Origin of the sequence: Gluconobacter kanchanaburiensis NBRC 103587 (genome assembly GCF_007988905.1) — a bacterium.
In the GTDB taxonomy this organism is placed as follows: domain Bacteria; phylum Pseudomonadota; class Alphaproteobacteria; order Acetobacterales; family Acetobacteraceae; genus Gluconobacter; species Gluconobacter kanchanaburiensis.
In genome coordinates, this window is sequence record NZ_BJVA01000024.1 from 1 (window position 1) to 23,899 (window position 23,899).

Below are 23,899 nucleotides of genomic sequence, written 5' to 3' on the forward strand. Positions count from 1 at the left end.
CGAGACAGTCGGTCGTATTGGGGTAAGAAACGCAGCCAGAGCCATCCCATCAGGGCAGACAGGACAGAGCCTGCGAAGATACCCATCTTAGCTGGTGCCACGAGATTTGATCCGGAAAATGCAAGATTTGCAATGAAGAGGCTGATTGTGAATCCAATGCCACATAGCATTGAAAGCCCAAGCAACATCGCTGTTGGCGTTTCAGCTGGAAGCGTGGCAATTTTCAGACGGGCCGAAAGCATTGTTGCGCAAAAGACGCCGACCGGTTTGCCAACAATCAGTCCTAACATAATCCCGAGCGGAGCAGTCTCCAGGATCATCTCTGGGTGAACGCCAGCTAGTGAAACACCCACATTCATGAAACCGAACAACGGCAGAACGATCCAGGTGACAAAAGGAGTCAATGCAGAAGATATTTTATCGAGGGGTGTAGCCTCTTTGGCATTCATACCTGAGGTGACTGCCGGAAGGCATAGGCCGGTGATGACGCCGGCAAGAGTTGGATGGAGGCCGGAATCCAGAAGTGCTATCCATAATAGAGCGCAACCGATGCCATAGCTCCAGACGCTTTTAACCCCACGCCTGTTCGCTTCGACCAATGCTGTAGTCACAACCACGGCTGCAATAAGTGCTGGCCAGTATAAAGTGCTCCCATAAAACAGAGCGATCACCACGATCCCCAGCACGTCATCGAATATGGCAAGCGCCATAAGCCAAGTCCTTGCTCCCGGCGAAACATGCTTTCCAAGAGCAAGGATGATTGGCAACGTGAACGCAGCATCCGTGGCAACAGGAACGGCCCAGCCGCGTATTGCTTCCGGATGCCCGTATGTCACCAACAGATATGTCAAAGCAGGCACGATCATTCCGCCGAGTGCTCCAATCAGCGGAAGAGCGATACGGCGTAATGACGAGAGGTGCCCGGAGACAATTTCTTTTTTGATTTCGAGAATGACTACCAGAAAAAATAGGGTCATCAGCCCGTCAGAGACCCATGCGTCAATGTTTGATGGCCCTCGCTCTCCCAGGATGGGCAGTGTCAGGGGCGCTGTTATCAACGCGCTGTAACCCGACGCCCATGGCGAATTCGCCAAGAGAAGACCAAGCAGGGATGCAAGCACGAGGGCAGATGCTCCACCTGCAGGAGAGGCCAGAAAACGCCGCATATTCGCTGTGGACCCAGTAGAAATTTCTTCCATTGCTCTTTGTCGAACGAGACGGGTTTCCATACAACCCTGTAGCGTTGCGTTATCTTATCATAGTATTTCCACATGCCTCCTCTTCTCAGATGACCGCTTGACGCGGTTTGTGTTCAGTCAGGGGCAAACTAAAGGCTCGCTGGCGGGGATGAATGAGAAGGGAGCTACCCGTTTCAGAGGTATTACATTGCCTGAAACCGTTACAGACCCTTTCACGTCACACGTGAGGCGATTGGCATTTGCCAAAAGCTGTCTCTGACGTAATCAAGGTTACTTTCTCCGAGACGACGCTTTGTCTACCTTTTCGTTGATCCATCGCAAAATGAGATCGGCAATCTGGAGGTTGTTGCGATCCATCATCATGAGATGGCTGTTACCGTGAATGCCGAGTGCGGGAGGCCAGATCAGGCTGGCCTGCCCGCCCACCTTGTTAACGCGTGCGATCATCGTCTCGCAATCGGAGCGTGCGCCCGCCCAGGTGAACCCCGGCGTGCCTGTGTCGGTGCCGAGGTGGTCGCCGAAAACCACCAGGATGGGATGTCTGGCCAACATTTCAATCTGTCCGTCATTCAACTGTCTGCTCTCACACGTGCCTGGCTCTACCAGCACAAGGCCGCGTACCCCGCTATCATCCGCTAGCGTGGCATCAATCGGTAAAGAGCCGCCTTCGGAATGAGCCAGTATCACCGCACCGTGCAGCTTGTGAGCCAATGTGGAGAGCGCCAAGGCGTTCGAATTGGGACTTTCCAACATGGCGTTAAAGTCTGGAACGCCTTGTTTGGATAATTCTGCAGCATAAGACGCCGGGAACTGGCTGTCTGGATAGCTCTGCCCTGGACGCGGGCCGAAGCGAAACATCATCCAGTTGTATTCGTCGCTCTCGCGAAAAGCATGAGGGAGCGTTTCAGGTGCCTTCGCCTCAAGCCGAACATCATTGTAATCGGCGATATCGACGCCAGAGCGTCCTCGTGTAGCACCGTCTGGTACATAGGTCGGGTAGCCTTGGCGTACGAAATATTCGTACCAGCCCATACGACCGTCCGGGGTTGTGTCGTAGGTCTTTCCTGTCACCGTTCCGCCATGCATCATGATGACCGGTACGCCGTGCACGTTCTGCGGCACCATGAAATCGACATACATCTGGTCGATGGTGACATGGCCGTTGGCGTTCAGCGGTTTACCGAAGATCGATGAAAGCTCCGTGGGTGTTTCCTCCACGCTCTTTCCGCCGATAAAGAAACTGCCACGGCTTTTGAGAACGAGCGGCACGTCAGGCACTTTGATCATCGCAACATCCTGCGCGTGCAAAGTGGAGAGGGTAACCAACGCCGGCACGACCACACTGAGGGTGCACGAAACGTACGTCCATAATTTCATAGCAGTCATCCTTCAGGAATGAGCGATAGCTTAGATGCCGACTGCCGCATCTGTAGCAATGGCGGACTTACGCCGCCGAATAAGAAGACCACCGACGATCGCCGCCAGTAGCAGCATACCGCTACCGAAGGTAAAGACGGCGCGCGTTCCAGCTACCAGCGCCTCAGTCGTGGAGGCATGCCCTTGCCCTGCGGCAGTCGCAATCGAGGCGAGTAAACCCAAGCCGAAGGAGGCGCCAACCTGATGAGCGACGTTGACCAGCCCAGAGGCCGCCCCAGCCTCTTCGCGTGTAGTATCGCTGATGCCTACTGCTGTCATCGGGGCGAGGCTAAAGCCTTGTCCTGTGCCAATCAGGACCATGGGTAGAGCGATTGATGCCCAATAGCTGGCACCGGCGTCGATGAAGCTCAGCCACGCCATGCCGAAGAATATGGTTAGCAATCCGCCTATCATCACTGCGTCATCACCAAATCGACGGATCAGTCGGGGGCCGATGAACGGTGCAGCAAAGGCACACGCTGTCATTGGCATGAAACCGAGTCCGGCCTGCATCGAAGAATAGCCAAGGACGCCCTGCATGAACTGCGAGCCGAAAAAAAAGAAGCCGACCATCGGTCCGAGAAACAGGAATCGCGCGATATAGGCGCCCATACGCCGACGATGACAGAAGAGGTGGAGCGGGACGAGTGGTGAACGGGTACGTGCCTCATGCCAAATGAACACGGCAATGAGCAACGTGCCAGCAGCCAGGCTGGTGAGCGTAACCGTACTGGTCCAGCCCGTCTCAGCAGTTTGCGAAACGCCGAAGATTAGTGATCCGATCCCCATCGTTGAGAGGATCGCACCGAGGCTGTCTAGATGCCCCGCCGCGGGCTTGTCTTTGCGGAGATAGCGCGATGAGGCCACCAGCATCAGGGCTCCGACCGGCAGGTTCAGCAGGAAACCCGCGCGCCAGGAAACAGCGTCAGCCAGCCATCCGCCCAGCACGAGGCCAAGCGCGGCACCAATACCCGCCGTCGATCCATACCAGGCGACGGCCCGGTTACGAGCTTCGCCCTGTTCGAAATTTGTCGCGAGCAAAGTCAGCGCGGCAGGCGCTATGATTGCGGCGCCGATTCCCTGACCCGCGCGGGCAATCAACAGCCAAGCTGCGGTCTTGGCCAGCGCAATGGCCAGCGACATGATCATGAAAATTACCAACCCGGTGCGGAGTGCTTGTTGACCACCGAGCCGGTCGCCAATTCGAGCCCCCAACAGTAGGAAGCCACCAAAAAATAGCGTGTAGATGCTCTGAACCCACGATAGTGCGGTGGCGCCCAAACCAAGATCAGCCTGGATATGCGGGATGCCGGTGATGACGATCGAGGTATCCAGGAGGATCATCATGTAGCTGCAGATGATAATGACAAGAATCGCGTTGGGGTTGGGTTTTCTGATGGTCACAATCCTGTATCCGTGGCTTGCCAGCCCTGATGGGTGACTGCATCGGTCCGTGTTACGAGGACGGATATAGGGGCTGTGCAGACCAAAGTGTATAGGGGCATAACTTTCACTATTGAGAAGTAGAGCTTCGCAATGTTGAGGATGCACCATGCCTTTCGCACCGACCGGTGACTTCGGTCAGTTAACAGTTTTTATGAACGTGGCAGCTCTGGGCAGCTTTGCCGCTGCAGGGCGAAAACTGGGCATTTCAGGTTCGGCAGTCGGCCAGAACATCCGGCAGCTTGAACAACGATTAGGGCTTCAACTCTTTGTCCGCACGACACGCAGCGTCAAGCTTACGCCTCGAGGCGCAGCATTTCTCGCTGAAGTGTTGCCTGCCGCCGAAGCGCTTAAAATTGCAATTTCGAATGCCCAGGGAACCTCAGACCGGCCTGCTGGCGTGATCCGGCTCGTCGCCCCCCGAAGCGCAGTCGAGCAGGTCCTTATGCCCATGCTCCCCGACTTCACGACCGCTTATCCAGAAATTGCCATCGAGGTGACGGTCGACGACGTCGATCACAACTTTCCGCATCCTGACTTTGACATCGCCTTGAAGATCCGAGAAGTGATTAGCGGGGACATGGTCTCAGTGCGTGTTGGTCCAGAGCTTCGTCAACTCGCCGTAGCAGCGCCTGACCTGATCGCCCGTGTTGGGAAGCCCGGACACCCTCGCGAACTTATTGATTTTCCGTGTATTCGTTGGCGTTGGGCGGGGCATTCACGCGCGTATGCCTGGGAATTTTTCGAAAACGGAAAATGGTTTGCGGTCGAGGTTTCAGGTTCTCTGCTTCTGACCGATCGTCAACTGGCGCTGCCGCTTTGCCTCGCGGGCGTGGGCGTCTGTCTGGCGGGAGAAACCGAAGTCAGTTCTCTATTAAAGGAAGGTAAGCTCATCAACCTGTTCGATGATTTTTGCCCCGGTTATCCCGGTTGGCATCTTTGCTTTTCGCGACAGCGTCATATGCCGCATGCTTTACGGCTATTCATCGACGCGATGCGCCAAGATCACAGTCTATGTGAGGACAGAAATTAACGTCAGGATGATGGCAAACCACAGTGGATACCGCGATGTTTGATAGTGACCCATAATTAGCGCTACGCGAATGGCGGCCATGTCCAAATTCTAGATCATTACCGGACTGTCATCTCCCCCACCGAACTCGCTTCAAAGAGATCGCGCTGCTCGTGTTTGTAATACGAAAAGGTTTTCTTTCATTCGGGGTGAAGACGATGATTTTACGATCAGTATTCTCCTCGACTTCTTACGCCACCCATCCCATTAAGAATAAGAGCGGCGATCAAGACGCTCAGCACCAAGCCGATGCCCCAGATGCGACCCGCGTTGATGTATCCAACGCCGTGAGCCAGAAAGACATTGCGCAGGCCCGTCACGAGATGTGCAAGCACGAAAAAAAACGCCAAGCGCATAATGCGGCACCAGTCGTATATTCCATGGATCGAGCAACAAGCCACTCGGTGCACCAGTCGCGAAATTCCAGCCTGTTGGTATCTGCAGGTAAAGCCTAGCAAAAATGAAGATAGAGTTCATAAGGCCAAGGATGAAAGCTGAAAGATAGAAACCTGATGCAACCTGAAACAGGTGATACAGGTTCGGGCGCACGCTGCTTCAAACCCAGGCGAGCGCCAATCCGCTGCCGACCTGGAATAGCATCGCGGCGACAAGCAACGGCTCGATCAGGCGATTGCGATAGATCCTTTGCCCTGCTTGCATAATGTCCGTGTGGCTTGTTGGCCTAGTAAACCGGACAAATGATTGCCGAGATAAAAGAGCACGAAGAGCAGCACGATCGTCCTCGCCGCGCCATGCATGTTTCGTAAGCAACCGCAGACAGCGGAGAACGTTTTCTCTTGCCTGTCACTAGTCCGCACGCTCAAAGAAGCCAGAATGCACTAGCGCAAGCCGCACCGCGCGGGCCTGGACCTCAGGAGAAAACATCGTTCCAGGATTGCTCACCAGACTTCCTTTTCAGGAGAATAGGCTTTCGCCAAGCTTGGAGTGATTTATATCCGTTATCGTCAAGAGCCGATAAATATGGTGGTCATTCATTGGCCAGGGCTACTTCCAGGGCGGCGCCGACCACGTCGTTTAGCATGTCCGCCTGCTCATTAGAAAGTATGAGCGGGGGGCGAATTTTCAGGATATTTTCGTTTGGCCCGGAAGCATTAATGAGTACACCACGCGCGCGCATTTCGTTGACTACTCGTGAGGCGAGTTGTCCATTCGTAAGTTCAGCGCCAATGAAAAGTCCCGCACCGCGGACATCTTTAATATGCTTATATCGGGCGAGTTGCGTGCGGAGATAGGTGCCAACCGAATGTGCGTTTTGCATCAGGTTTTCGTCTTGAATTACGCAAAGTGTTGCCATGGCAGCAGCCATGGCAACCGGGTTCCCGCCAAATGTATTGAAGTAACGGATATTGGATCCGAACTTCTTGATTACATCTGGCCGGCATACCAGCCCGGCGACCGGATACCCATTTCCCATGGGTTTGCCGAGTGAGATCATATCTGGCTCGACGCCATGGCGCTCAAAGCCCCACATATGAGTGCCGGTCCGTCCGAAACCTGACTGTACTTCATCGGCGAGGAACAGACCGCCAGCTCCGCGGATCGCCTCCACCGCATCAATAAGAAAGCCAGCAGGTTCAGAAAACACTCCGTCCGACGAAAATATTGTGTCCACGACCAGCATTGCAGGGCGAATACCGTGGCGGTGCAGGTCAACTATGGCGGATCTCACGCCTGCAGCAAAATCTGTACCTGCTACAGGGGGGGGTACTGTACGGACATGCGCTCCGAGGTTTACGCTCTTGCCTAATGAAGGCGAAATTTCGGCTGTTGTGGACGTCACGCCATGATAGGCATTCTCGGTTACAATTATGCCCTCGCCTCCTGTAATATGACGAGCAATTCGTATGGCTAGGTCATTGGCCTCGCTGCCCGAGCACGTGAATGTTGCCTGGGCAGGGAAGGAAAAAGTTGCAAGTAGGGCATCTGCGTAATCTAAAATTATATCATGCAAGTAACGTGTATGCGTGTTTAGACGTTCCGTCTGTGCCACGATCGCGGCCACAATACGCGGGTGGCAGTGTCCCGCGGGAACAACATTGTTATAAGCATCTAGAAACCGATGGCCATGTACATCAGTCAACCATGCTCCGCGCCCGGATAGCAAGTGAAGTGGGTCATCATAAAATAGCCGATAAGACGGACTGAGTAGCTTCTGACGGCGTTCAAGGATAGATGTCATCGAAAGTGGTATCCAGTATAGATAATATAGTTGAAGTGCATGGTTGTATTGGTGAGGTATTGATAATGTATTATTTTAAAAGAAATAGAAGATATGTTTTCATTTCGTTTTACCATCGGTAACGAAGTGTTTTTGATCGGAAAAATAAGAACTCATTTTAACTTTTTGACATTTTCCGGTAAGCACTATGGTGGTTATGTTGGCAACGAGTCCAATCAAGCCGGGATTTATGCCGACCATGTCGATTCCGCTCAGATAAAGTCCGCATCCCAAAACATCACCAATGATGATTCCGGCGCATAGTGCTTGGGGCTTGGCGCGGATTGACAAGATAGCCAGCAGGAAACAGGGTAGGATCTGCGTCACGCCGAAATATGTCATGTTATAGAGGTGTGAAATTAAAGTTGGCACCATGGTCGCTAGAGCCATGGAGATGACGATATAGAGTATGATAACCATTTCTGATGTGGTTTTCTGGTATTTTTCAGCCAGGCCCGGGACGAGGTTACGTGCTACCAGTGATCCAATGACAAGACATGTGCCAGACAGTACGACAAGCGCAGACAGGGCAGCACCTCCTGCAACAATCCCGATCATGGCGGGTGGGAGAAGGTTTTTTACCGTTTTAATGAAAGCATCATTGGGGGATGTAAGTATTAAGTGATGATACTTGGCATAAAAGGCTATTAACATCATGAAAGGGAAAACCACCATGTAAAGTGGCATAAAGATTTGTGCCCGCATTACGGTACGTGCGCTGCGCGCCGTCATTAGATAGGCGCAGCTGAGCGGAAAAATAGGCATGCCGATTGCCTGGAAAAACATGGTCGACATGGCGAAGCTTTCCTGCCGTCCGCTGAAACCTGTATTGTAAAGCTCATTCGTGCCGACCCTGAAAAGGGTGCTGATATTGTCAGTCTTTAGCAATGCCATGACGATCGTTATTATAATGAAAAGTACGAGTAGATCTTTCATAACCGAAACATAAGCGGAGGCACGGATACCAGAAATGGCGATGTACAGGAAAACAATCCCTCCTGCGGTGAGCATGAGCAACCATCGTGATGAGACAATGTTTAATCCAGACAAGATAAGGTTCAAACCTGAAAACTGGATGGTTGCCCACGGGATCATAAAAAATATGATGTTTAAGGCCACAGTAATTTCAAGCGCACGGCTATCGAATATTTTGCGGAAGATATCTGGCACCGTGGCGGCGTTGGTGGTCCGCGCGAGTTGCCAGATGCGCGGCGTAAGGAAATATCCTACGGGATAGGCTAAGAGTACATAAGATAAGAACCAAGATGCAAATGGGTATCCAGAATGATATATCCCTCCTGGAAAAGCAGTCATTATCCCAATACTGTATGTCTCACCAATTCCTAAGAAAAATATAAAAATAGAGCCAAAGGAACGTGAGGCCGTAAGGTAGTCCTTAATATTCTGCTTACCAGCGCGGCGCTTTGAAATGATTGCGACGATAATGGACGCAATGAGAATAAGAGAAAAGAAGATGATAGCCATTAATACGCTCCCGGCGTGCCAGAGAGAAAACTTATTATTTCAATGGAAATTGTAACAGTCTCTTGATAGATTATCCTGCATTGATAGTAGGGAAAACGGGGCCAGATTTTTTTTCATCAGATATAGGTGGGTATGCCTGAAGATAACTCTGGAACTGCTCAAGAAAAACCCTTTCACTATTACTGTAGCGACCATCATGATTCCAAAGCAGGAATATCCCTGATTTCGCAACGCCCGAAGCTGGTGGGAGCCGCCATAATTTTCCTGCATCCACCCATGGTTGAGCAATATGCTCAGGCAGGCACCCGATCCCATAATTTGCAACGATCATGCGGGTGATTTCCTGTATCGAGCATGATGTACCCGATATCCACCCGCTAAAATCCATTTCATTGCGGAAAATGGTAATTTTGGAAAGAAGCCCATCAATTCTGTCCGCTTCTGATCGAACAAAATTTTCCTGCTTAAGTTCTCTGATGGTGATATCATTTCTGCCAAAAAAACGATGTGACCGTCCGCAGTATAGTCCATAGGATTGCTCCATGATTAGTGAGCGCCCAATGCCTGGTAGGGCACGTGGACAGAGTCCGATGCCGATATTGGCTGTTTTTTTTTGAAGAGAACTAAGGATGTCCTCGCTACGTATGCAGACAATTTCAAGCGATATACGCGGAAAGCGTTCGTGAAACCGGGCGAGGAATGTATCATATGTAAGAGATTCGATGCTGCTGAGTGTAAGTAGCCGGATATGGCCTCCCACTTCTTCCGCTACCGGTTCGATCTCATTGCTTATTGCTTTGATAGAACCGTAGATATCGGATGCGAGGCGTAATACCTTTTCGCCGTGGCTGGAGAGTGTGAAACGACTGCCATTACGCACAATAAGGGCATAGCCAATCTGCTTTTCCAGTCGTTTTAGCGCTTGACTGACCGCTGATTGAGTCAGGTGCAGACTACCAGCTGCGCGTGTAATATTACCTTCATGTGCGATAGCGATAAAGGTGCGTAGTAGGTTCCAGTCCAATCGGTCGATCAGTTGCTCATTTTTTTGAGGAATATCATGACCAGCTTCAGCCCTTGGATTTTCAGGTTCAGACATGGACGGATAGGAGAGCATGGGCATTGCGATATAGCTCAACTTCTATTGTCGGATCATAGGATTTCATAAATCTAACCTGCCAGTCGTTAGAAATTTAATGTTTCGGACGTTGTGACGGGCTGACAGTGACCTTTTTTAGTGAAATCAGAACTATAAAAAAGTTGCAAAAAGACAATGAAATATCTGAAAACAGGATGTCAATTGCTCATTCGCTCTTTCTGGCATTAATCCTGTTTCTGATCAGCATCTGTGGATGAATGGGAGAGTGTCATTAGGTTTGGATAGATTCGGTCAGATTTTCAAGGGCATTGAAGCATATTTTTAAATAAATCAGGAATAATTTTTGCAATTATCTCAGTTAATAATAACTATTATTAATGCTAATGAATATTTATTGTTTTCATATCGAAAGGTTCGTGTAATCGTATTTCGGTAGCGGGACTATGATACGGCCGTGTCCGTGCTCCTCGCGTGTGTCTTTAAAAGTTTTCCGGAGGCGTATCTGTGACTCTCCCTTCCGAATCTTACTCTGCAGGTGAGTGGAAAGCCCGCTGTGAGCTTGCTGCGCTCTACAGGTTGATTGCTTACTTCCGTATGACGGACCTGATTGATACCCATATTTCCTTGGCTATTCCTGATGACCCGGGGCATTTCCTTATAAATCGCTACGGTAAGGTTTTTGACCAGATGTGCGCCAGTGATCTGGTGCGGATTGACAAGTTTGGTCATGTGAAGGAAATGCGCCTTGAGCAATCCAATGTGAATGCCGCGGGCTTTGTTATCCATTCAGCTATTCATCAGGCCCGTCCTGACCTGAAGTGCATCATTCATACCCATACACCCAACGGAGTGGGGGTTTCAGCCCAGGAAGACGGGTTGCTGCCGATCAGTCAGCATGCTCTCAAATTCTATGGTTGCCTATCTTATCATGACTATGAGGGCATTGCGCTACGAGCTGAGGAAAAAGAGCGTCTCATTGCCGATTTGGGCACCAACAATGCGATGATTCTACGTAATCATGGGCTGCTGGTTGGGGGGCGGCATGTGGCGCATGCTTTTCACGAAATCTATTTTCTTGAGCGTGCGTGCCAAATTCAGATTCATGCTCTTTCAGGCGCAAGGCAGCTTTCCTATCCTCCTGAGGAGGTCCGACAGCGCACTGCGGAGCAGTTTCAGCGTGAGGAAGCCGAAGAAATTATTCAGCGCGCCTGGGCAGCGGCGCTCAGTCTGATTGCGGACAAAAAAGACTCGTACTGTTCATAAGCAGGCAAATAGCCAAAAGGGGGAAAAATGGAAAAAATATCTAACGATGCCGACACTCTGGAAATGCTCGATGCGCGTTACCTGATGCATCCCTTCACGGATGCTCGGGCTAATCTGCAGGGCGGCAGCATGGTGATTGACCGCGGTGAAGGTATTTTTGTTTATGATAGTTCGGGTAAGAAATACCTTGAAGCGGTCGCCGGACTGTGGAGTGTAGGCCTTGGCTTCAGTGAGCGCAGACTGATTGATGCTGCTGTGCGCCAGATGGAAAAACTTCCTTATTATCATACATTTACAAAAAAATCGCATGCACCACAGATAGAACTGGCCGCCCGTTTGATCGAAATGGCGCCAGTGCCCATGAGTAAGGCTTTTTTTACTAACTCCGGATCGGAGGCGAATGATACGGCGATCAAGATGATCTGGTATCGCTCCAATGCGATGGGCGAGGAAAAGCGCAAGAAGATCATCAGTCGTAAGCGGGGCTATCATGGGATCACGATTGCTGCGGCCAGTCTGACCGGCATCTCTGTGGACCACCAGTCGTTTGATCTGCCATTGCCTGGTTTTCTGCATGTTACCGCCCCACACTATTACCGTGAAGGGCAGGAAGGAGAAAGCGAAGACGCCTTTTCAACGCGATTGGTGAACGAGATCGAGGCGTTGATCCTAGCTGAAGGTCCAGAGACTGTTGCCGCCTTTTTCGCCGAGCCTGTGATGGGAGCTGGTGGCGTGATTGTCCCACCAGATGGTTACTGGGAAAAACTGCAACCCATATTGAAAAAATACGGGATCATTCTTGTCGCGGACGAGGTTATCTGCGGATTTGGGCGTACCGGATGTATGTTCGGGAGCCAGACATTCGGCATCGAACCCGACATGATGATCCTTTCCAAACAACTTTCATCTTCCTATCTACCGATTTCTGCCATTCTCATGAATGACATGGTATTTGAACCAATTGCCGATGAGTCGCATGCAATTGGTGCTTTTGCCCATGGTTTTACGAATGGAGGTAATCCGACGGCCGCTGCTGTGGCGATCGAGGTGCTAAACATCATGGAGGAGCGCGACCTTATGGCGCACATCAAAGATGTCAGCATCCATTTTCAGGCACGGTTGCGCGCGCTTGGTATGTCGTCCACTCTGGTGGGTGAGGCACGAGGCGTAGGACTCATTGGTGCGCTTGAACTCGTGACAGATAAGGTTGCGCGATCTTCGGCGTGGCCGGTTGGGCAATTAGCGGGATATGCGTTTAATCTGCTTGAGAACAAGGGTGTCATTGCCCGTGTAATGGGTGATACGCTGGCATTTTCGCCACCTCTGATCATCACGCGCGAACAGGTTGATATGATCTTTGATCGTGTTGAGCAGGTTCTTGTTCAAGTGGAAAATGAAATTCGTTCTGGGAAATTCCAATAATATTTCACTGGTTAATTCTCGAATTATTTGTAGTTCACAAATAATATTACTATTAATAAACGAAAATATAATAGGAATTTCGTATGATTTCAGTGGCGGTATATATCAAGGGTGAGGTTGAGTATTATGAAAAAATAAAGAAGGAATTTTCTGAGAAGGCATCTGATATCCAGATATTAGACTGGTCTTCTGCCTTAAGGGGGCCCGACAGTATTGATTATGCGCTGGTCTGGATGCCGCCCATTGGTAATCTTGCGCGCCTGTCGTCACTCAAGGCGGTTTTCAGCCTGTCAGCCGGAGTCGATCATATTGTGGCCCGTGATCCGGACTGGCCAGCGCATCTGCCTCTTATTCGCATGGCTGGTGAGGAAACTGGCCGGCTGATGACGGATTATCTGCTTTGGGCCTGTATAAGTGTGATCCGTGGTTCGCGTGGATGGGCACTGCAGCAACAGAAAAAGTTATGGAAACGAAACGTTATCACGCGCTCGATTACAGACTGTACTGTCGGTATTATGGGGTTGGGCCAGCTTGGCCGCTATGCAGCAGAGCATCTCAGTCGATGTGGCTTTGTCGTGCGCGGATGGTCGCGCTCACCCAAAGAGATAGAAGGCGTCAAGACTTTTGACGGGGCGGCTGGAATGAAAGCTTTCCTTGCCGGGGTCGATATCCTGATATGCCTGTTGCCCCATACTCCGCAGACCCGCAACATCATCAGTGCCCAAGTATTGCATGCGCTTCGGCCGGGTGCCGCTTTTATTAATGTGGGGCGAGGGGAGCATGTTGTTGAAAATGACCTTTTGTCCGCCTTGAACGAGGGCATGTTATCGGCCGCAGTTCTTGATGTGTTTCATCATGAGCCATTACCGGAAAGTTCTCCTTTGTGGAGCCACCCATCTGTAATCGTTACGCCGCATGTTGCTTCTCAGGCATCGGTCTGTGCGCGGGTGAACTACCTGATTGGTTCCATACGCAGGTTAGAGCGCGGGGAGCGTCTGGAGCAGGCGTTCGATATCAGTCAGGGGTATTGAAGGTAAAAAAATTTTGTTCGTTGATGAGTAAATTTATGAACGTCATTAATATAGATTATAAAGAAAAATAGAAATATTGCATTTTATCGTATTTTATTCTTGAAAATTTTTTGAGTTAATAACTAAATACCGTTACGGTAAAATACCGAATATCGCCACAACGGCTTCAGGCCGGTCTCTATTTTTTATCTATGTCATCAGTTTTCCCCGCACGGGACGACAGGGAGAATATGAATGCAATTTACTTCTTTCGGTGCTCTGGTGTTGTCTACGACCGTGCTGTCGGGCCTGCTTGTGACACAACATAGCTATGCAAAAACTCCTCATTCTTCGGGCAATGCGCGGAATCGGCCGGCTAAAGTCCATGTTAGTCCCCGCGTGCGTCCCGACGCCAAACTTACGGGCATTGCTGCGCAAGGAGAAGGCGAAACCGTTCGTGTTCATACCGGCATTTACACGCCCAATGGCGTGACCGGCACGACCCCAGGGGGAGGGCTTATGCCTGTGCAGACTGTGCCTAAGTCGCGTAGCGAGGTGACACGCGATTTTATCGCCAAGCAAAGTTCCAATACGACGCCCCAGGCGCTTGTGGCCATGATGCCGGGTGTGGCTTATGCCCGGACTGATCCGTACGGCCTGACATCTCGCTCGATTGTCGTGCGAGGGATGAACCAGAGCGAAATTGGATACCTGGTTGACGGTGTCCCGCTGGTAGATGGTGTATATTACCAGCCGGATCCAATCGGTAGCTCGCCGGATGCTGAGAACATGTCTTCCGTCTCCCTGACGCAGGGTTCTCCCGACATCACGAGCCCTTCCTATAATGCTGTTGGCTCATCTGTTGATGTGACTGTGCGCGATCCTTCGTTCCGAAGAGGCGGAATGATCGAAAGCAGCTACGGGAGCTATAATATGAAAAAGGAATTTGTTCGCTTTGATACGGGCGAAATCGGGCATACCGGTATCCGGGGCTTCATGTCGTATTCATACATGTTTAGCAATTTCTGGCAGACGCCCGGCTCCATTAACCGCCATCATGTGGATGCCAAATTTGTGAAGGAATGGGGGCACGGAAACCGGGCGGCCGTGGAAATGATATTTGGACAATATTCGTCCAGCGGTATCAATGCCAATGGTGCGGCTACCCCAACCAAAGCGGAGTTCGAAGCTGAAGGGACATCCTCCCTATATCTTAGTCCAAATTATACGCCTGGTAGTGCAAATTATTACCGCTTTAACCGTTTGATGAACAAAACAATTGCAGTTATGGCACCTCTCAAGTTCAATCTGGGCCATAACCTTAATCTGCATCTGACGCCCTATTTCATTAATTGGGATAAAGACAGTGGATTTGGTGAAAATATCAACGATTCACAAGCCTATTATGGTACGCAAAACGTGGGGGCACTCAATCTGCCGACTGCAGTAACTTTGGCTAATGGTACAAAGGTGGACACAACGCAGGTCGTGGACGAACAGCACCAGCATACCCTTGCCCTGATGGGGCACCTGGACTGGAAGTTTAAGAGCAATCTGTTTCGTATCGGCGCCATGTACTCCTATCTGGATATGGTTGAGCCAGCCAATTATGCGGCAGTCGGCCCGAGTGGCCTTCCTGCCAATGCCTGGGGGCGATACGGTATCAAGGATGCGGCAGGCCAGGTACTGAGTCCATGGAACCTTGTTTTTCGGCAGCAGCAAGTCTCTCTCTATTTCGATGATACACTGTCGCTTCTTCATGACCGCCTCAAAATTACGGCAGGGTTCAAGGAAGTCATGATTAATCGCTGGGCGACGAACGACCTTCCCGGTATTTCTGATTACAAGAACGGTGGCAATTATGCGGAGCCGTTGCCTCAGGTTGCCATCAGCTACAATATCACGCCACATGACCAGATTTTTATTAATGGTACCACCAGTTTTCGCGCTCCGGATCGGACTGAGGCGTATTTGGACATGTATGATGCCAAGTCGCCATCGCCTATCGACGTACATCCAGATAATCTGAAGCCGGAATATGCGATTGGTGAGGAAATTGGCTTTCGCCATAATGGCCTGCTGCATATTGCAGCCTCGTTGTTCAATTACAATCTCACCAACCACGACGTGAACTCGACAGCCTATTCGGCAGGCGGCTCTCTGGTGACCACGCCAATCAACATGGGTGGCGAGACCGTGCGTGGGGCGCAGCTAGAATTGGCTCTGCGACCTTGGCATCATTTCAGTCCTTATCTTTCCGGATCTTATGTCCATGCCACAACGGATAATAATTTCCAGATCCAGGGGACATATATCGATACTAAAGGAAAACGATCTGTTAATACGCCAGAATTTACTGGTGCAATTGGTCTTTCCTATGATGACGGTACTATCTTTGGTAATTTCGGTCTGAATTATATTGGCAGGCGCTATACTACCTTTATGAACGACCAGAGTATTCCCGGTTATCTGACATCAGACATTACGCTTGGATATCGATTGCGCAATGTCCATATCGACAATTTCACGCTTTATAAGCCTCAACTACAGCTCAATTTTATGAATATTGGTAATAATCTGTACTATGCGCAGGCTGCAAGCTTTACGCCAACTGCAAAAGGTGTACGTGCGGCAAATGGTCAATGGATCGCTGCAGGTCAGCCCGGTTACAATATTGGTGGTGGTTTTGCAATGTCTGGTGCAATTACGGTTGGTTTCTGATGTCGGATGCGGGCGCTAATGGCAGGAAAAGGAGCGGAAATACTCCTGATTTCAGTTTATAGTGCTCCTGATATTGCTTTCCATTAGGGTAGAATTATAATGAACTCAAAAATAAGCCTTGTCATTGGACTTATTATTCCTTTTGTAATGGTTGATTTTCTTTTTCCAGTCATTGATAAAATCAATATGGATATCGCGGGCCTGCCTTTCTTTATGGTCTGGATATTTGTGTGGTTCTTCCTGACGTCCGGCTGTCTTGGTCTATGCTGGCTTATGTTCGACCGCAGACGTCATCTGGAATGAAGGAATATGCCCCCCGAAAGGAAAACAGTGCAACTGGCAACGCACAGATGTGGAAAATGAAATATGCCTGACGAAGAAATTGGGTTCATGTCGGCTGTGGAACTGACGGCGCATTATAAAAGCGGTAGCCTTTCCCCCGTGGAAGTGACGGCGGCTATTATGCGCCATATTGAAGTCACGGAAACAAAGATCAACGCTATGGCCGAGATGACTGCAGAGCGGGCGATGGAGAATGCCAGGCTGGCGGAGGCTGCTTACCGGGCGGGCACGGCTCGTCGGCTCGAAGGCGTGCCGGTTACTATTAAAGACCTTCAGGAAACTGCAAATATTCCGACCCGGTATGGCTCCTGGTCGCGCAAGGATAATGTGCCCTCTGTCGACGCTCCATGTGTCACGCGGCTGCATGAGGCAGGGACAGTGATGTTGGGAAAGACGACTGTGTCGGAATTTGGCTGGAAGGGCATTAGCCAAAGCCCGCTGACAGGCGTTACCAGCAACCCCTGGAAAGCTGGATACAATGCGGGTGCGTCATCAGCCGGAGCGGGAGCTGCAGCGGCAGCTGGATACGGTCCTTTCCATCAGGGTGGTGACGGGGCAGGATCTATTCGCATGCCCGCACATTTCTGTGGGGTTTTTGGTATGAAGCCGACACATGGCCGAATCCCTAATTGGCCTATTAGCAATAATGATCTGGCGACACATATGGGCCCAATCACGCGCACGGTAATGGACGCTGCCTTGATGCTTGAGGCTATGAGTGGCCCTCATTCATGGGATTATACCTCCCTTGAATCTGCTCCGCTGCCTTACTCGAGTATGCTTTCGGCTTCGCTCAAGGGGCGTCGGATTGCCTACAGTCCCGATCTGGGCCACGCCCGTGTTGATCCGGATGTGGCGTCTGCCGTTGTGACGGCAGTCCGAGTGTTTGAAGAGATGGGCGCGACCGTTGAGGAAGTGACGCCGGACTGGGGACCAAAAGGCCCGGAACTGGCACGTTTTTTCTGGCCAGCTACTTATAGCGCGAAATGCATGCTCCTGCCGGAGTGGGAACCACTGATGGATCCGGGGCTGGTCGCGATGCTTCGCGAAACGCAGGGTTGTACCATGCAGGACTTTACCCTCGCGCGCGAACGCCGTTTTTCCTATGCGGTGGAAATCCATAAATTTTTCACTCAGTGGGATTTTCTTCTGACACCGGCGGTCAGTGTGACGGCATTTCCTGCCACGCAACTTCAGCCTGATACATGGCCACAGCATGACTGGGACTGGCTGAGTTGGGCGGAGTTTTCCTATCCCTTCAATTGGGCGGGTAATCCGGCAGCCAGCGTTCCCTGCGGCTTTGGTGCGAACAATATGCCTGTGGGGCTGCAGATTGTTGGTCGCCGTTTTGATGACCTGGGTGTGTTGCAGGCCTGCGCCGCATGGGAAGAAGCTCGGCCATGGAGTGCCTTACGGCCGGACCTGAACTGTCTGGAGCATGTCAGGGAGAAAATAGCGTGAAACGCTCAGGCTGTTTTGTAAATTTCAGGATCGCGAATGCTATTATGAAACGAAAATACAATGAAATGCAAAATGATCTCTTCTGCAAAGTATTCCGTTCGTGGGGCTGAGATAATTTTTTCCTTGTTCGTATTTACCTGGCCGGTCTGACGCAGGCCGTATGATTTGTGGAAGTGTCATGAAGACCGGCCCCCGTTGTACCTGCTCCCGTTTTCGGGACACATCAAGAAGCAGAGAAGATTTCCATGACTGAATTATGTGAGCTGTCGGCCGTTGAGCTTTTGTCGCTGTATGCGGCGAGGAAACTTTCGCCGGTAGAGGTACTCCGCGATGTCATTACCCGTTCCGAGGCAGTGCAACCTGTATTGAACGCATTTTGTGGCCTCGATCCAGAAGGTGCCCTTGCCTCTGCAATCGTGGCCGAACGGAATTGGGGGGCTGGCCTTCCCACGCGCCCGCTGGAAGGTGTACCGGTTTCCGTTAAGGATACCGCGATGGTAAAAGGTTGGCGTTTTGCTCGTGGTTCGCGTCTTGCTGAACATAATCCGCCTGCTACTCAGGATTCTCCTTCTGTCGCTCGCTTGCGCGAGGCTGGTGCGGTATTATTTGCATCCACCACGACGTGCGAGGGTGGATGGAAAGCCGTAACCGACAGCCCGCTGACCGGCATTACCCGCAACCCACACAATACCGATCATACGCCTGGCGGCAGCAGTGGTGGTGCGGCGGCCTCGGTGAGCGCCGGGTGTGGCCCTTTGGCGCTGGGAAGTGATGGAGGTGGTTCCATTCGTGTGCCCGCCAGCTTTAGTGGCGTATTTGGTTTGAAGGCAACGTTCGGTCGTGTGCCGATGTACCCTATCGGCCCGCATTATTCTGACATGGCCCATTTTGGACCGATCACCCGTACAGTAGCGGATGCCAGCCTGATGTTCTCGGTTATTGAAGGGCGCCACCCGATGGATCCCTTCACTACCGATCCGCTCCCGGCCTCGAATTTCCCGGTCAGGCCGATGTCGCTGGCGGGGGTGCGCATTGGGGTCACGGAAGATTTCGGTTTCATGAAGGTCGATCCGGAGGTTGCGGCGATTTATCGCGCCGCGATTGCGCGTATTGAGGCAGCAGGTGCCATTCTGGTGCCGCTTGCTCCGATGGTAGACTGGCGCCCGACCTATCGCACGCTGTGGCAGGTCGGTGCATGGCAATCGCAGCGTCGTCTCAACGCGGCCGAGCTTGACCTGCTTGATCCCGAGTTTCGTGAATGGGGTGAGCGCGGTGCACATATTTCTACCGGGGATTATGTGGATGCGATGATGGCGAGGCTGGCTTACCGACAGCAATGCGCCCTGCAGCATGGGTTGGTTGACTTTGTTATTTCGCCGGCTGTTTCTATTCTTCCACTCAAGGCCGGGCTTACTGTGCCGGATGATAGCTGGCCAGACTGGCTGGAATGGGCAGGGTTCTCGTTGCTGTACAATATGACCGGTCAGCCTGCTTCTTCATTGCCAGCAGGGTACTCTGCCTGCGGCCTCCCGGTGGGTATCCAGATTGGCGGGCGTATCAATGATGATATCGGCGTTTTGAGTCTGAGCATGACGCTGGAAGGACTGCTTGCAGAGGCTAATCCTGCCCCATCCGTAGTTTTCGGAAAGGCAATGAAGAAAGGCTGCCCCTCCATGTGACCGCAGTGTCACGCTATTGCGATCACACCCATTGTGGTGGGATGTCGGCTACCACACATACGGTGACATTTCTGCAAGAGGAACATGATGATGTTCTATCCTGATACGCTGCTGTTTATTGATGGGCGGTGGCAAGCGGCCAGCGACGGGCGTACGCAAGACGTGGTTAATCCCGCAACCGGGCAGATGATCGGTAAGGTCGCTCATGCGGGTCAGCCTGAACTGGCATTGGCGCTGGCGGCGGCACAGCGAGGCTTCGCTGTCTGGAGTGCAACTCCTGCTTTCAGGCGCTATCAGATTATGCGTCTCGCTGCCACGCTGGTGCGGGAACGCACGGAAGAAGCGGCAACTTGTATGTCGCTTGAACAGGGTAAGCCTTTGGCAGAAGCTCGCGCTGAAATGGAGGCTGCCGCTGATGTCATCGACTGGATGGCGGAGGAAGGGCGGCGCGCCTATGGGCGAATTGTTCCTGCCCGCTTTATGGGGGTGACGCAGTCTGTTATCCGTACGCCGGTCGGACCGGTTGCAGCGTTCTGTCCATGGAATTTTCCGGTAAATCAGGTTGTACGCAAAGTAAGCGCGGCGCTGGCTACGGGGTGTTCCATCATCGTCAAGGCCCCGGAGGAGACACCGGCTTCTCCCGCGATGTTGATCCGCGCTTTTTCTGATGCAGGAGTCCCGCCGGGTGTAATCGGGCTTGTATACGGCACTCCCTCCGAAATTTCCGAAACTCTGATTGGCGACGATATTATTCGCAAGGTCACCTTCACGGGTTCAACAGCCGTCGGTAAAATTCTCGCGTCCCTTGCTGGTGCACACATGAAGCGGGTGACAATGGAACTGGGAGGTCACGGCCCCGTCATTGTCACAGCAGATGCTGATATCGTGCGGGCCGTCTCCCTTCTTGCTGCGTCCAAGACTCGCAATGCCGGGCAGGTCTGTATCTCCCCCACACGCTTCCTGATTGAAAAAGGAGTTTTTGAAGAATTCCGGTCCGCTTATGTGGCTCATATGCAGGCAGTTACTGTAGGAAATGGCCAGCATCCTGGTACGCAAATGGGGCCTGTGGTTAGTCTCCGGCGGCTCGAATCAATAGAATCTCTGGTTAGTGCGGCGCGCGATCAGGGCGCAAAAGTGGAAACCGGGGGCGTGCGTCTTGCAGGGGAAGGGTATTTCTATGCCCCTACGGTCCTGACGGGACTGACGCCAGACATGCGTATCATGAACGAGGAGCCTTTTGGCCCGATCTCGTTGCTTTGTCCTTTCGATAGCCTGGAAGACGCAATAACCGAGGCCAACCGTCTTCCATATGGCTTGGCGGCCTACGCGTTTACTGGGTCGGGTGCAACTGCTGCACGCCTGCGTGACACGGTAAGGACAGGCATGCTGACTATCAATCACATTGGCCTGTCTCTACCGGAAATCCCTTTTGGTGGGCTTGGAGATTCCGGTTACGGCTCGGAAGGTGGGTCTGAAGCACTGGATGCTTACCTGGATACCCGCTTGGTGACATCAATGGATTATATGTGAATAGGGAACATCCGATGGGCGCTCCCGTCTTTTCCAATGGCATAGGAAAAACCGAAGCTGAGTTTGAGGCGGCGCTGATCCTGCTAGAGCAGCCATCGCGCCCTGTATCGCTGGAGGAAGCTACCCGGATCGCAAATGACATGTTTGGTATGACCGGTGTGGTGTCACGTCTGCCGGGAGAGCGTGATCGCAATTTTCGCTTTCGTTGTGCGGAAGGCGGAGATTACGTTCTGAAAATCGCTCACTGTGCTGAACAAGCTGCAGTCCTAGATTTGCAGGATAGTGTTCTGGGCTATCTCAGGGCAAAAGATCCGGCTTTGGCCGTACCGAAACTGATGGCTCCGTCCGTGCCGAATGCTCTGTGGCGCGATAGCGCGGGTGAAGAACGGGTCGTACGGATGGTGACATTTCTGCCGGGGACACCTCTGGGTAATCGTATAGCCACCGTACCGCTCTGTAACTCTATCGGGCAGATGCTGGGGCGGCTGGATCAGGCATTGGTGGATTTTCACCATCCGGCACAGTCTCATGCGCTTTTGTGGAATTTACGTAATGCAGCTTATATGGGAAATTTCATCCGTTATTTTCCGACAGGGCAGCAACAGGCGCTTGCCCGCGCGGCCCTGAAGGCTTTCGAGCAGCAGGTGCAGCCTGTCGGGGAGACACTACCCTTGCAGGTTATCCATAATGATTTTAATGTTCACAATATCCTCTGTGGCGAACACACTATCGAGGGCGTTATTGATTTTGGTGATGTAATACGTGCGCCCCGCGTGCAGGATCTTGCGATCGCAGCGTCATATATGATGGGCAGTGGTACGCAGCCCCTGGAGCAGTGCATGAGCATTCTCTCCGGATATTGCCAGACCATTTCGCTGACGCGGGCGGAACTGAAGTGCTTGCCCGCCATGATGGGTGCACGGCTGGTGATGTCGCTGGGTATCAGTTCGTGGCGAGCAAGCCGAAATCCTGCTGATGCCGAATATATCACGCGTAATCAGGAGATTGCCTGGCGAGCCCTCGCTAGGCTGGAGGAACTGCAGGACATTCTGCGTGACAGAATACTGACCTTTTCTGTTGCGTAATGAAAACGTTATGTGTGGTTGGCCATAAGGTGTTTTCCAGTCCAAGATTACGAAGAAAGGTTAGTTAAATGCACAGAAATGCCAATATCGCGATTGATGGCGACCGACTGAACGAGGATATTGCCTTGACATCTCGTTTTGGCGCGACTGCAGGCGGGGGAATACGCCGTCTGGCCTTGTCGGCAGAAGACCAGGCTGTTCGGGACTGGCTGGCTGCGCAGGGAGATGCGCTTGGTTGTCGTTATACGATCGATACCATGGGAAGCCAGTTCCTGCGTTTGGAAGGGCGTGATCCAAAACTGCCTCCTCTAATGATGGGCAGCCATCTTGATACCCAGCCCACGGGTGGTCGTTATGATGGTATTTATGGTGTTCTGGCCGGGCTGGCTGTGTTGAGAGCTTTCTGGGCATCGGGTTACGTGCCGCGTCATTCCATCGAACTGGTCAACTGGACCAACGAGGAAGGAGCACGCTTTGCCCCGGCGATGACAGCATCAGGAGTTTTCAGCCGTGTCTTCACGTTGGAGCAGGCCTATAGTCTTGTCGACCGTGATGGAGTTCGTCTGGGTGATGCACTGCAAGCGATTGGCTACAAAGGCGAGGAACCTTGTGGCGCATACCCTCTCGCAGCATATTTCGAACTGCATATCGAACAGGGACCCGTTCTTGAAAATGAGGGCAAGACTATTGGTGTCGTAACAGGCGTGCAGGGGATGAGGTGGTTTGACGTGACCCTGACTGGTCAGGAAGCTCATGCTGGCACCACCCCCATGGAACTGCGCCACGATGCTCTGCTGGCGGCTGCTCGGTTGATGGTATTGGCAGCCGACGTCGCAGCAGCGCATGGGCCCGACGCCAAGACAACTATTGGCATTATCGAGGCAAGCCCAGGTAGTCGTAACGTCGTACCGGGTAAAGTGTGTATGACATTGGATCTGCGTCACCCTGATGATGCGGTGATCGACAGAATGGAAGCCGATTTTCGCATACAGGCGGCCGAGATTGCCGCTCGGGCAGGTATCGAACTGTCGGTCAAAGAAAGCTGGAGTTCGCCTTCTGTGCCGTTTGATCCGGCCTGCATCGCCATGGTTCGCGATGCAGCAGCAAAGCTAAGGCTTGGTTATGGTGACATTATTTCCGGTGCGGGGCATGACGCGGCTTATATGGCCCGGATATGCCCGACTACAATGATTTTCATTCCCTGCCGTGACGGGTTGAGTCACAACGAAGCAGAATATGCCACTCCAGATGATATTGTTGCAGGTGCGAACGTGCTGATGCGGGCACTTATGACAGCAGATGAACACTTCGATTCTGTTTGAGCTGCGACAAGGAAGTTATATCCACCGAGATGGTTATGACCCCGGTTCCGGTCGTGAAGTCTTGATGGAAGTCCAGTGTTTTCCCAAGCTTAGGACTCATAGGCAGAAGTT

18 protein-coding genes are annotated in these 23,899 nt (G+C 52.0%); 11 read left to right on the forward strand and 7 right to left on the reverse strand.

The genetic code is table 11. The features are described 5' to 3' along the window. The 3 genes from nhaA to GKA01_RS12845 all read right to left on the reverse strand — a co-directional run. The coding region (gene nhaA, locus GKA01_RS12835; protein WP_194265893.1) for a Na+/H+ antiporter NhaA at nt 1-1,199 on the reverse strand (1,199 nt) is incomplete at its 3' end. Nucleotides 1,200-1,469: 270 nt separating this feature from the next. Beyond that, entirely contained in the window at nt 1,470-2,576 is a 1,107-nt protein-coding gene (locus GKA01_RS12840) for an alpha/beta hydrolase family protein (protein ID WP_146863855.1), read from the reverse strand. Between the two features lie 30 nt (nt 2,577-2,606). Then, nucleotides 2,607-3,962: an MFS transporter gene (locus tag GKA01_RS12845; protein ID WP_146863858.1), complete on the reverse strand. Its 1,356-nt coding sequence runs from the start codon at nt 3,960-3,962 to the stop codon at nt 2,607-2,609. 205 nt (nt 3,963-4,167) lie between these two features. On the opposite strand from GKA01_RS12845, the gene GKA01_RS12850 reads away from it, so the two are divergent. Beyond that, entirely contained in the window at nt 4,168-5,091 is a 924-nt protein-coding gene (locus GKA01_RS12850) for a LysR family transcriptional regulator (protein ID WP_146863860.1), read from the forward strand. Between the two features lie 209 nt (nt 5,092-5,300). Here the strand turns inward: GKA01_RS12850 and GKA01_RS12855 are convergent, their stop codons facing one another. The 4 genes from GKA01_RS12855 to GKA01_RS12870 form a co-directional block, all read right to left on the reverse strand. Beyond that, the gene (locus GKA01_RS12855; protein WP_146863863.1) at nt 5,301-5,486 is read right to left on the reverse strand and encodes a hypothetical protein; all 186 of its coding nucleotides are present in this window, start codon (nt 5,484-5,486) and stop codon (nt 5,301-5,303) included. Nucleotides 5,487-6,118: 632 nt separating this feature from the next. After that, nucleotides 6,119-7,330 (reverse strand): aspartate aminotransferase family protein, encoded by a 1,212-nt coding sequence (locus GKA01_RS12860; RefSeq protein ID WP_146863866.1) that lies wholly within the window; start codon nt 7,328-7,330, stop codon nt 6,119-6,121. A gap of 99 nt (nt 7,331-7,429) precedes the next feature. Beyond that, nucleotides 7,430-8,854 carry a sodium:solute symporter family protein gene (locus GKA01_RS12865; RefSeq protein WP_146863869.1) on the reverse strand — a complete coding sequence of 475 codons (1,425 nt, stop codon included), beginning with the start codon at nt 8,852-8,854 and terminating at the stop codon, nt 7,430-7,432. A gap of 70 nt (nt 8,855-8,924) precedes the next feature. Beyond that, nucleotides 8,925-9,992, reverse strand: coding sequence for a LysR family transcriptional regulator (locus GKA01_RS12870; protein WP_244289216.1), 1,068 nt, complete (start codon nt 9,990-9,992; stop codon nt 8,925-8,927). Between the two features lie 465 nt (nt 9,993-10,457). Here GKA01_RS12870 and GKA01_RS12875 point away from each other — a divergent pair, with 465 nt between their 5' ends. The 10 genes from GKA01_RS12875 (at nt 10,458) to GKA01_RS12920 (ending at nt 23,788) form a co-directional block, all read left to right on the forward strand. After that, nucleotides 10,458-11,216, forward strand: coding sequence for a class II aldolase/adducin family protein (locus tag GKA01_RS12875; RefSeq protein WP_146863872.1), 759 nt, complete (start codon nt 10,458-10,460; stop codon nt 11,214-11,216). 27 nt (nt 11,217-11,243) lie between these two features. Next, entirely contained in the window at nt 11,244-12,638 is a 1,395-nt protein-coding gene (locus GKA01_RS12880; protein WP_194265892.1) for an aspartate aminotransferase family protein, read from the forward strand. 83 nt (nt 12,639-12,721) lie between these two features. Further along, the gene (locus tag GKA01_RS12885; protein ID WP_146863875.1) at nt 12,722-13,669 is read left to right on the forward strand and encodes a 2-hydroxyacid dehydrogenase; all 948 of its coding nucleotides are present in this window, start codon (nt 12,722-12,724) and stop codon (nt 13,667-13,669) included. 234 nt (nt 13,670-13,903) lie between these two features. Then, nucleotides 13,904-16,369: a TonB-dependent receptor gene (locus GKA01_RS12890; RefSeq protein WP_146863878.1), complete on the forward strand. Its 2,466-nt coding sequence runs from the start codon at nt 13,904-13,906 to the stop codon at nt 16,367-16,369. Between the two features lie 99 nt (nt 16,370-16,468). Next, on the forward strand, nt 16,469-16,672 hold the full coding sequence (locus GKA01_RS14010) for a DUF3311 domain-containing protein (protein WP_146863881.1): 204 nt from the start codon (nt 16,469-16,471) through the stop codon (nt 16,670-16,672). A gap of 63 nt (nt 16,673-16,735) precedes the next feature. Continuing rightward, nucleotides 16,736-18,172, forward strand: coding sequence for an amidase family protein (locus GKA01_RS12900; protein WP_146863884.1), 1,437 nt, complete (start codon nt 16,736-16,738; stop codon nt 18,170-18,172). A gap of 245 nt (nt 18,173-18,417) precedes the next feature. Next, nucleotides 18,418-19,851: an amidase family protein gene (locus GKA01_RS12905; RefSeq protein ID WP_146863888.1), complete on the forward strand. Its 1,434-nt coding sequence runs from the start codon at nt 18,418-18,420 to the stop codon at nt 19,849-19,851. Between the two features lie 87 nt (nt 19,852-19,938). After that, nucleotides 19,939-21,381 carry an NAD-dependent succinate-semialdehyde dehydrogenase gene (locus GKA01_RS12910; protein WP_167506382.1) on the forward strand — a complete coding sequence of 481 codons (1,443 nt, stop codon included), beginning with the start codon at nt 19,939-19,941 and terminating at the stop codon, nt 21,379-21,381. Between the two features lie 14 nt (nt 21,382-21,395). Further along, nucleotides 21,396-22,466, forward strand: a complete 1,071-nt coding sequence (locus tag GKA01_RS12915) for a phosphotransferase (protein ID WP_146863891.1) — start codon at nt 21,396-21,398, stop codon at nt 22,464-22,466. Nucleotides 22,467-22,534: 68 nt separating this feature from the next. Then, nucleotides 22,535-23,788, forward strand: coding sequence for a M20 family metallo-hydrolase (locus GKA01_RS12920; protein ID WP_146863893.1), 1,254 nt, complete (start codon nt 22,535-22,537; stop codon nt 23,786-23,788). Nucleotides 23,789-23,899 lie beyond the last annotated feature (111 nt).

Excerpts from the sequence above, each read along its gene's own strand:
- GKA01_RS12840 (WP_146863855.1), bottom strand. The coding sequence starts at position 2,576 with ATGAAATTATGGACGTACGTTTCGTGCACCCTCAGTGTGGTCGTGCCG.
- GKA01_RS12845 (WP_146863858.1), bottom strand. The coding sequence starts at position 3,962 with ATGATGATCCTCCTGGATACCTCGATCGTCATCACCGGCATCCCGCAT.
- GKA01_RS12850 (WP_146863860.1), top strand. The coding sequence starts at position 4,168 with ATGCCTTTCGCACCGACCGGTGACTTCGGTCAGTTAACAGTTTTTATG.
- GKA01_RS12855 (WP_146863863.1), bottom strand. The coding sequence starts at position 5,486 with ATGCGCTTGGCGTTTTTTTTCGTGCTTGCACATCTCGTGACGGGCCTG.
- GKA01_RS12860 (WP_146863866.1), bottom strand. The coding sequence starts at position 7,330 with ATGACATCTATCCTTGAACGCCGTCAGAAGCTACTCAGTCCGTCTTAT.
- GKA01_RS12865 (WP_146863869.1), bottom strand. The coding sequence starts at position 8,854 with ATGGCTATCATCTTCTTTTCTCTTATTCTCATTGCGTCCATTATCGTC.
- GKA01_RS12880 (WP_194265892.1), top strand. The coding sequence starts at position 11,244 with ATGGAAAAAATATCTAACGATGCCGACACTCTGGAAATGCTCGATGCG.
- GKA01_RS12885 (WP_146863875.1), top strand. The coding sequence starts at position 12,722 with ATGATTTCAGTGGCGGTATATATCAAGGGTGAGGTTGAGTATTATGAA.
- GKA01_RS12890 (WP_146863878.1), top strand. The coding sequence starts at position 13,904 with ATGCAATTTACTTCTTTCGGTGCTCTGGTGTTGTCTACGACCGTGCTG.
- GKA01_RS14010 (WP_146863881.1), top strand. The coding sequence starts at position 16,469 with ATGAACTCAAAAATAAGCCTTGTCATTGGACTTATTATTCCTTTTGTA.
- GKA01_RS12900 (WP_146863884.1), top strand. The coding sequence starts at position 16,736 with ATGCCTGACGAAGAAATTGGGTTCATGTCGGCTGTGGAACTGACGGCG.
- GKA01_RS12905 (WP_146863888.1), top strand. The coding sequence starts at position 18,418 with ATGACTGAATTATGTGAGCTGTCGGCCGTTGAGCTTTTGTCGCTGTAT.
- GKA01_RS12910 (WP_167506382.1), top strand. The coding sequence starts at position 19,939 with ATGATGTTCTATCCTGATACGCTGCTGTTTATTGATGGGCGGTGGCAA.
- GKA01_RS12915 (WP_146863891.1), top strand. The coding sequence starts at position 21,396 with ATGGGCGCTCCCGTCTTTTCCAATGGCATAGGAAAAACCGAAGCTGAG.
- GKA01_RS12920 (WP_146863893.1), top strand. The coding sequence starts at position 22,535 with ATGCACAGAAATGCCAATATCGCGATTGATGGCGACCGACTGAACGAG.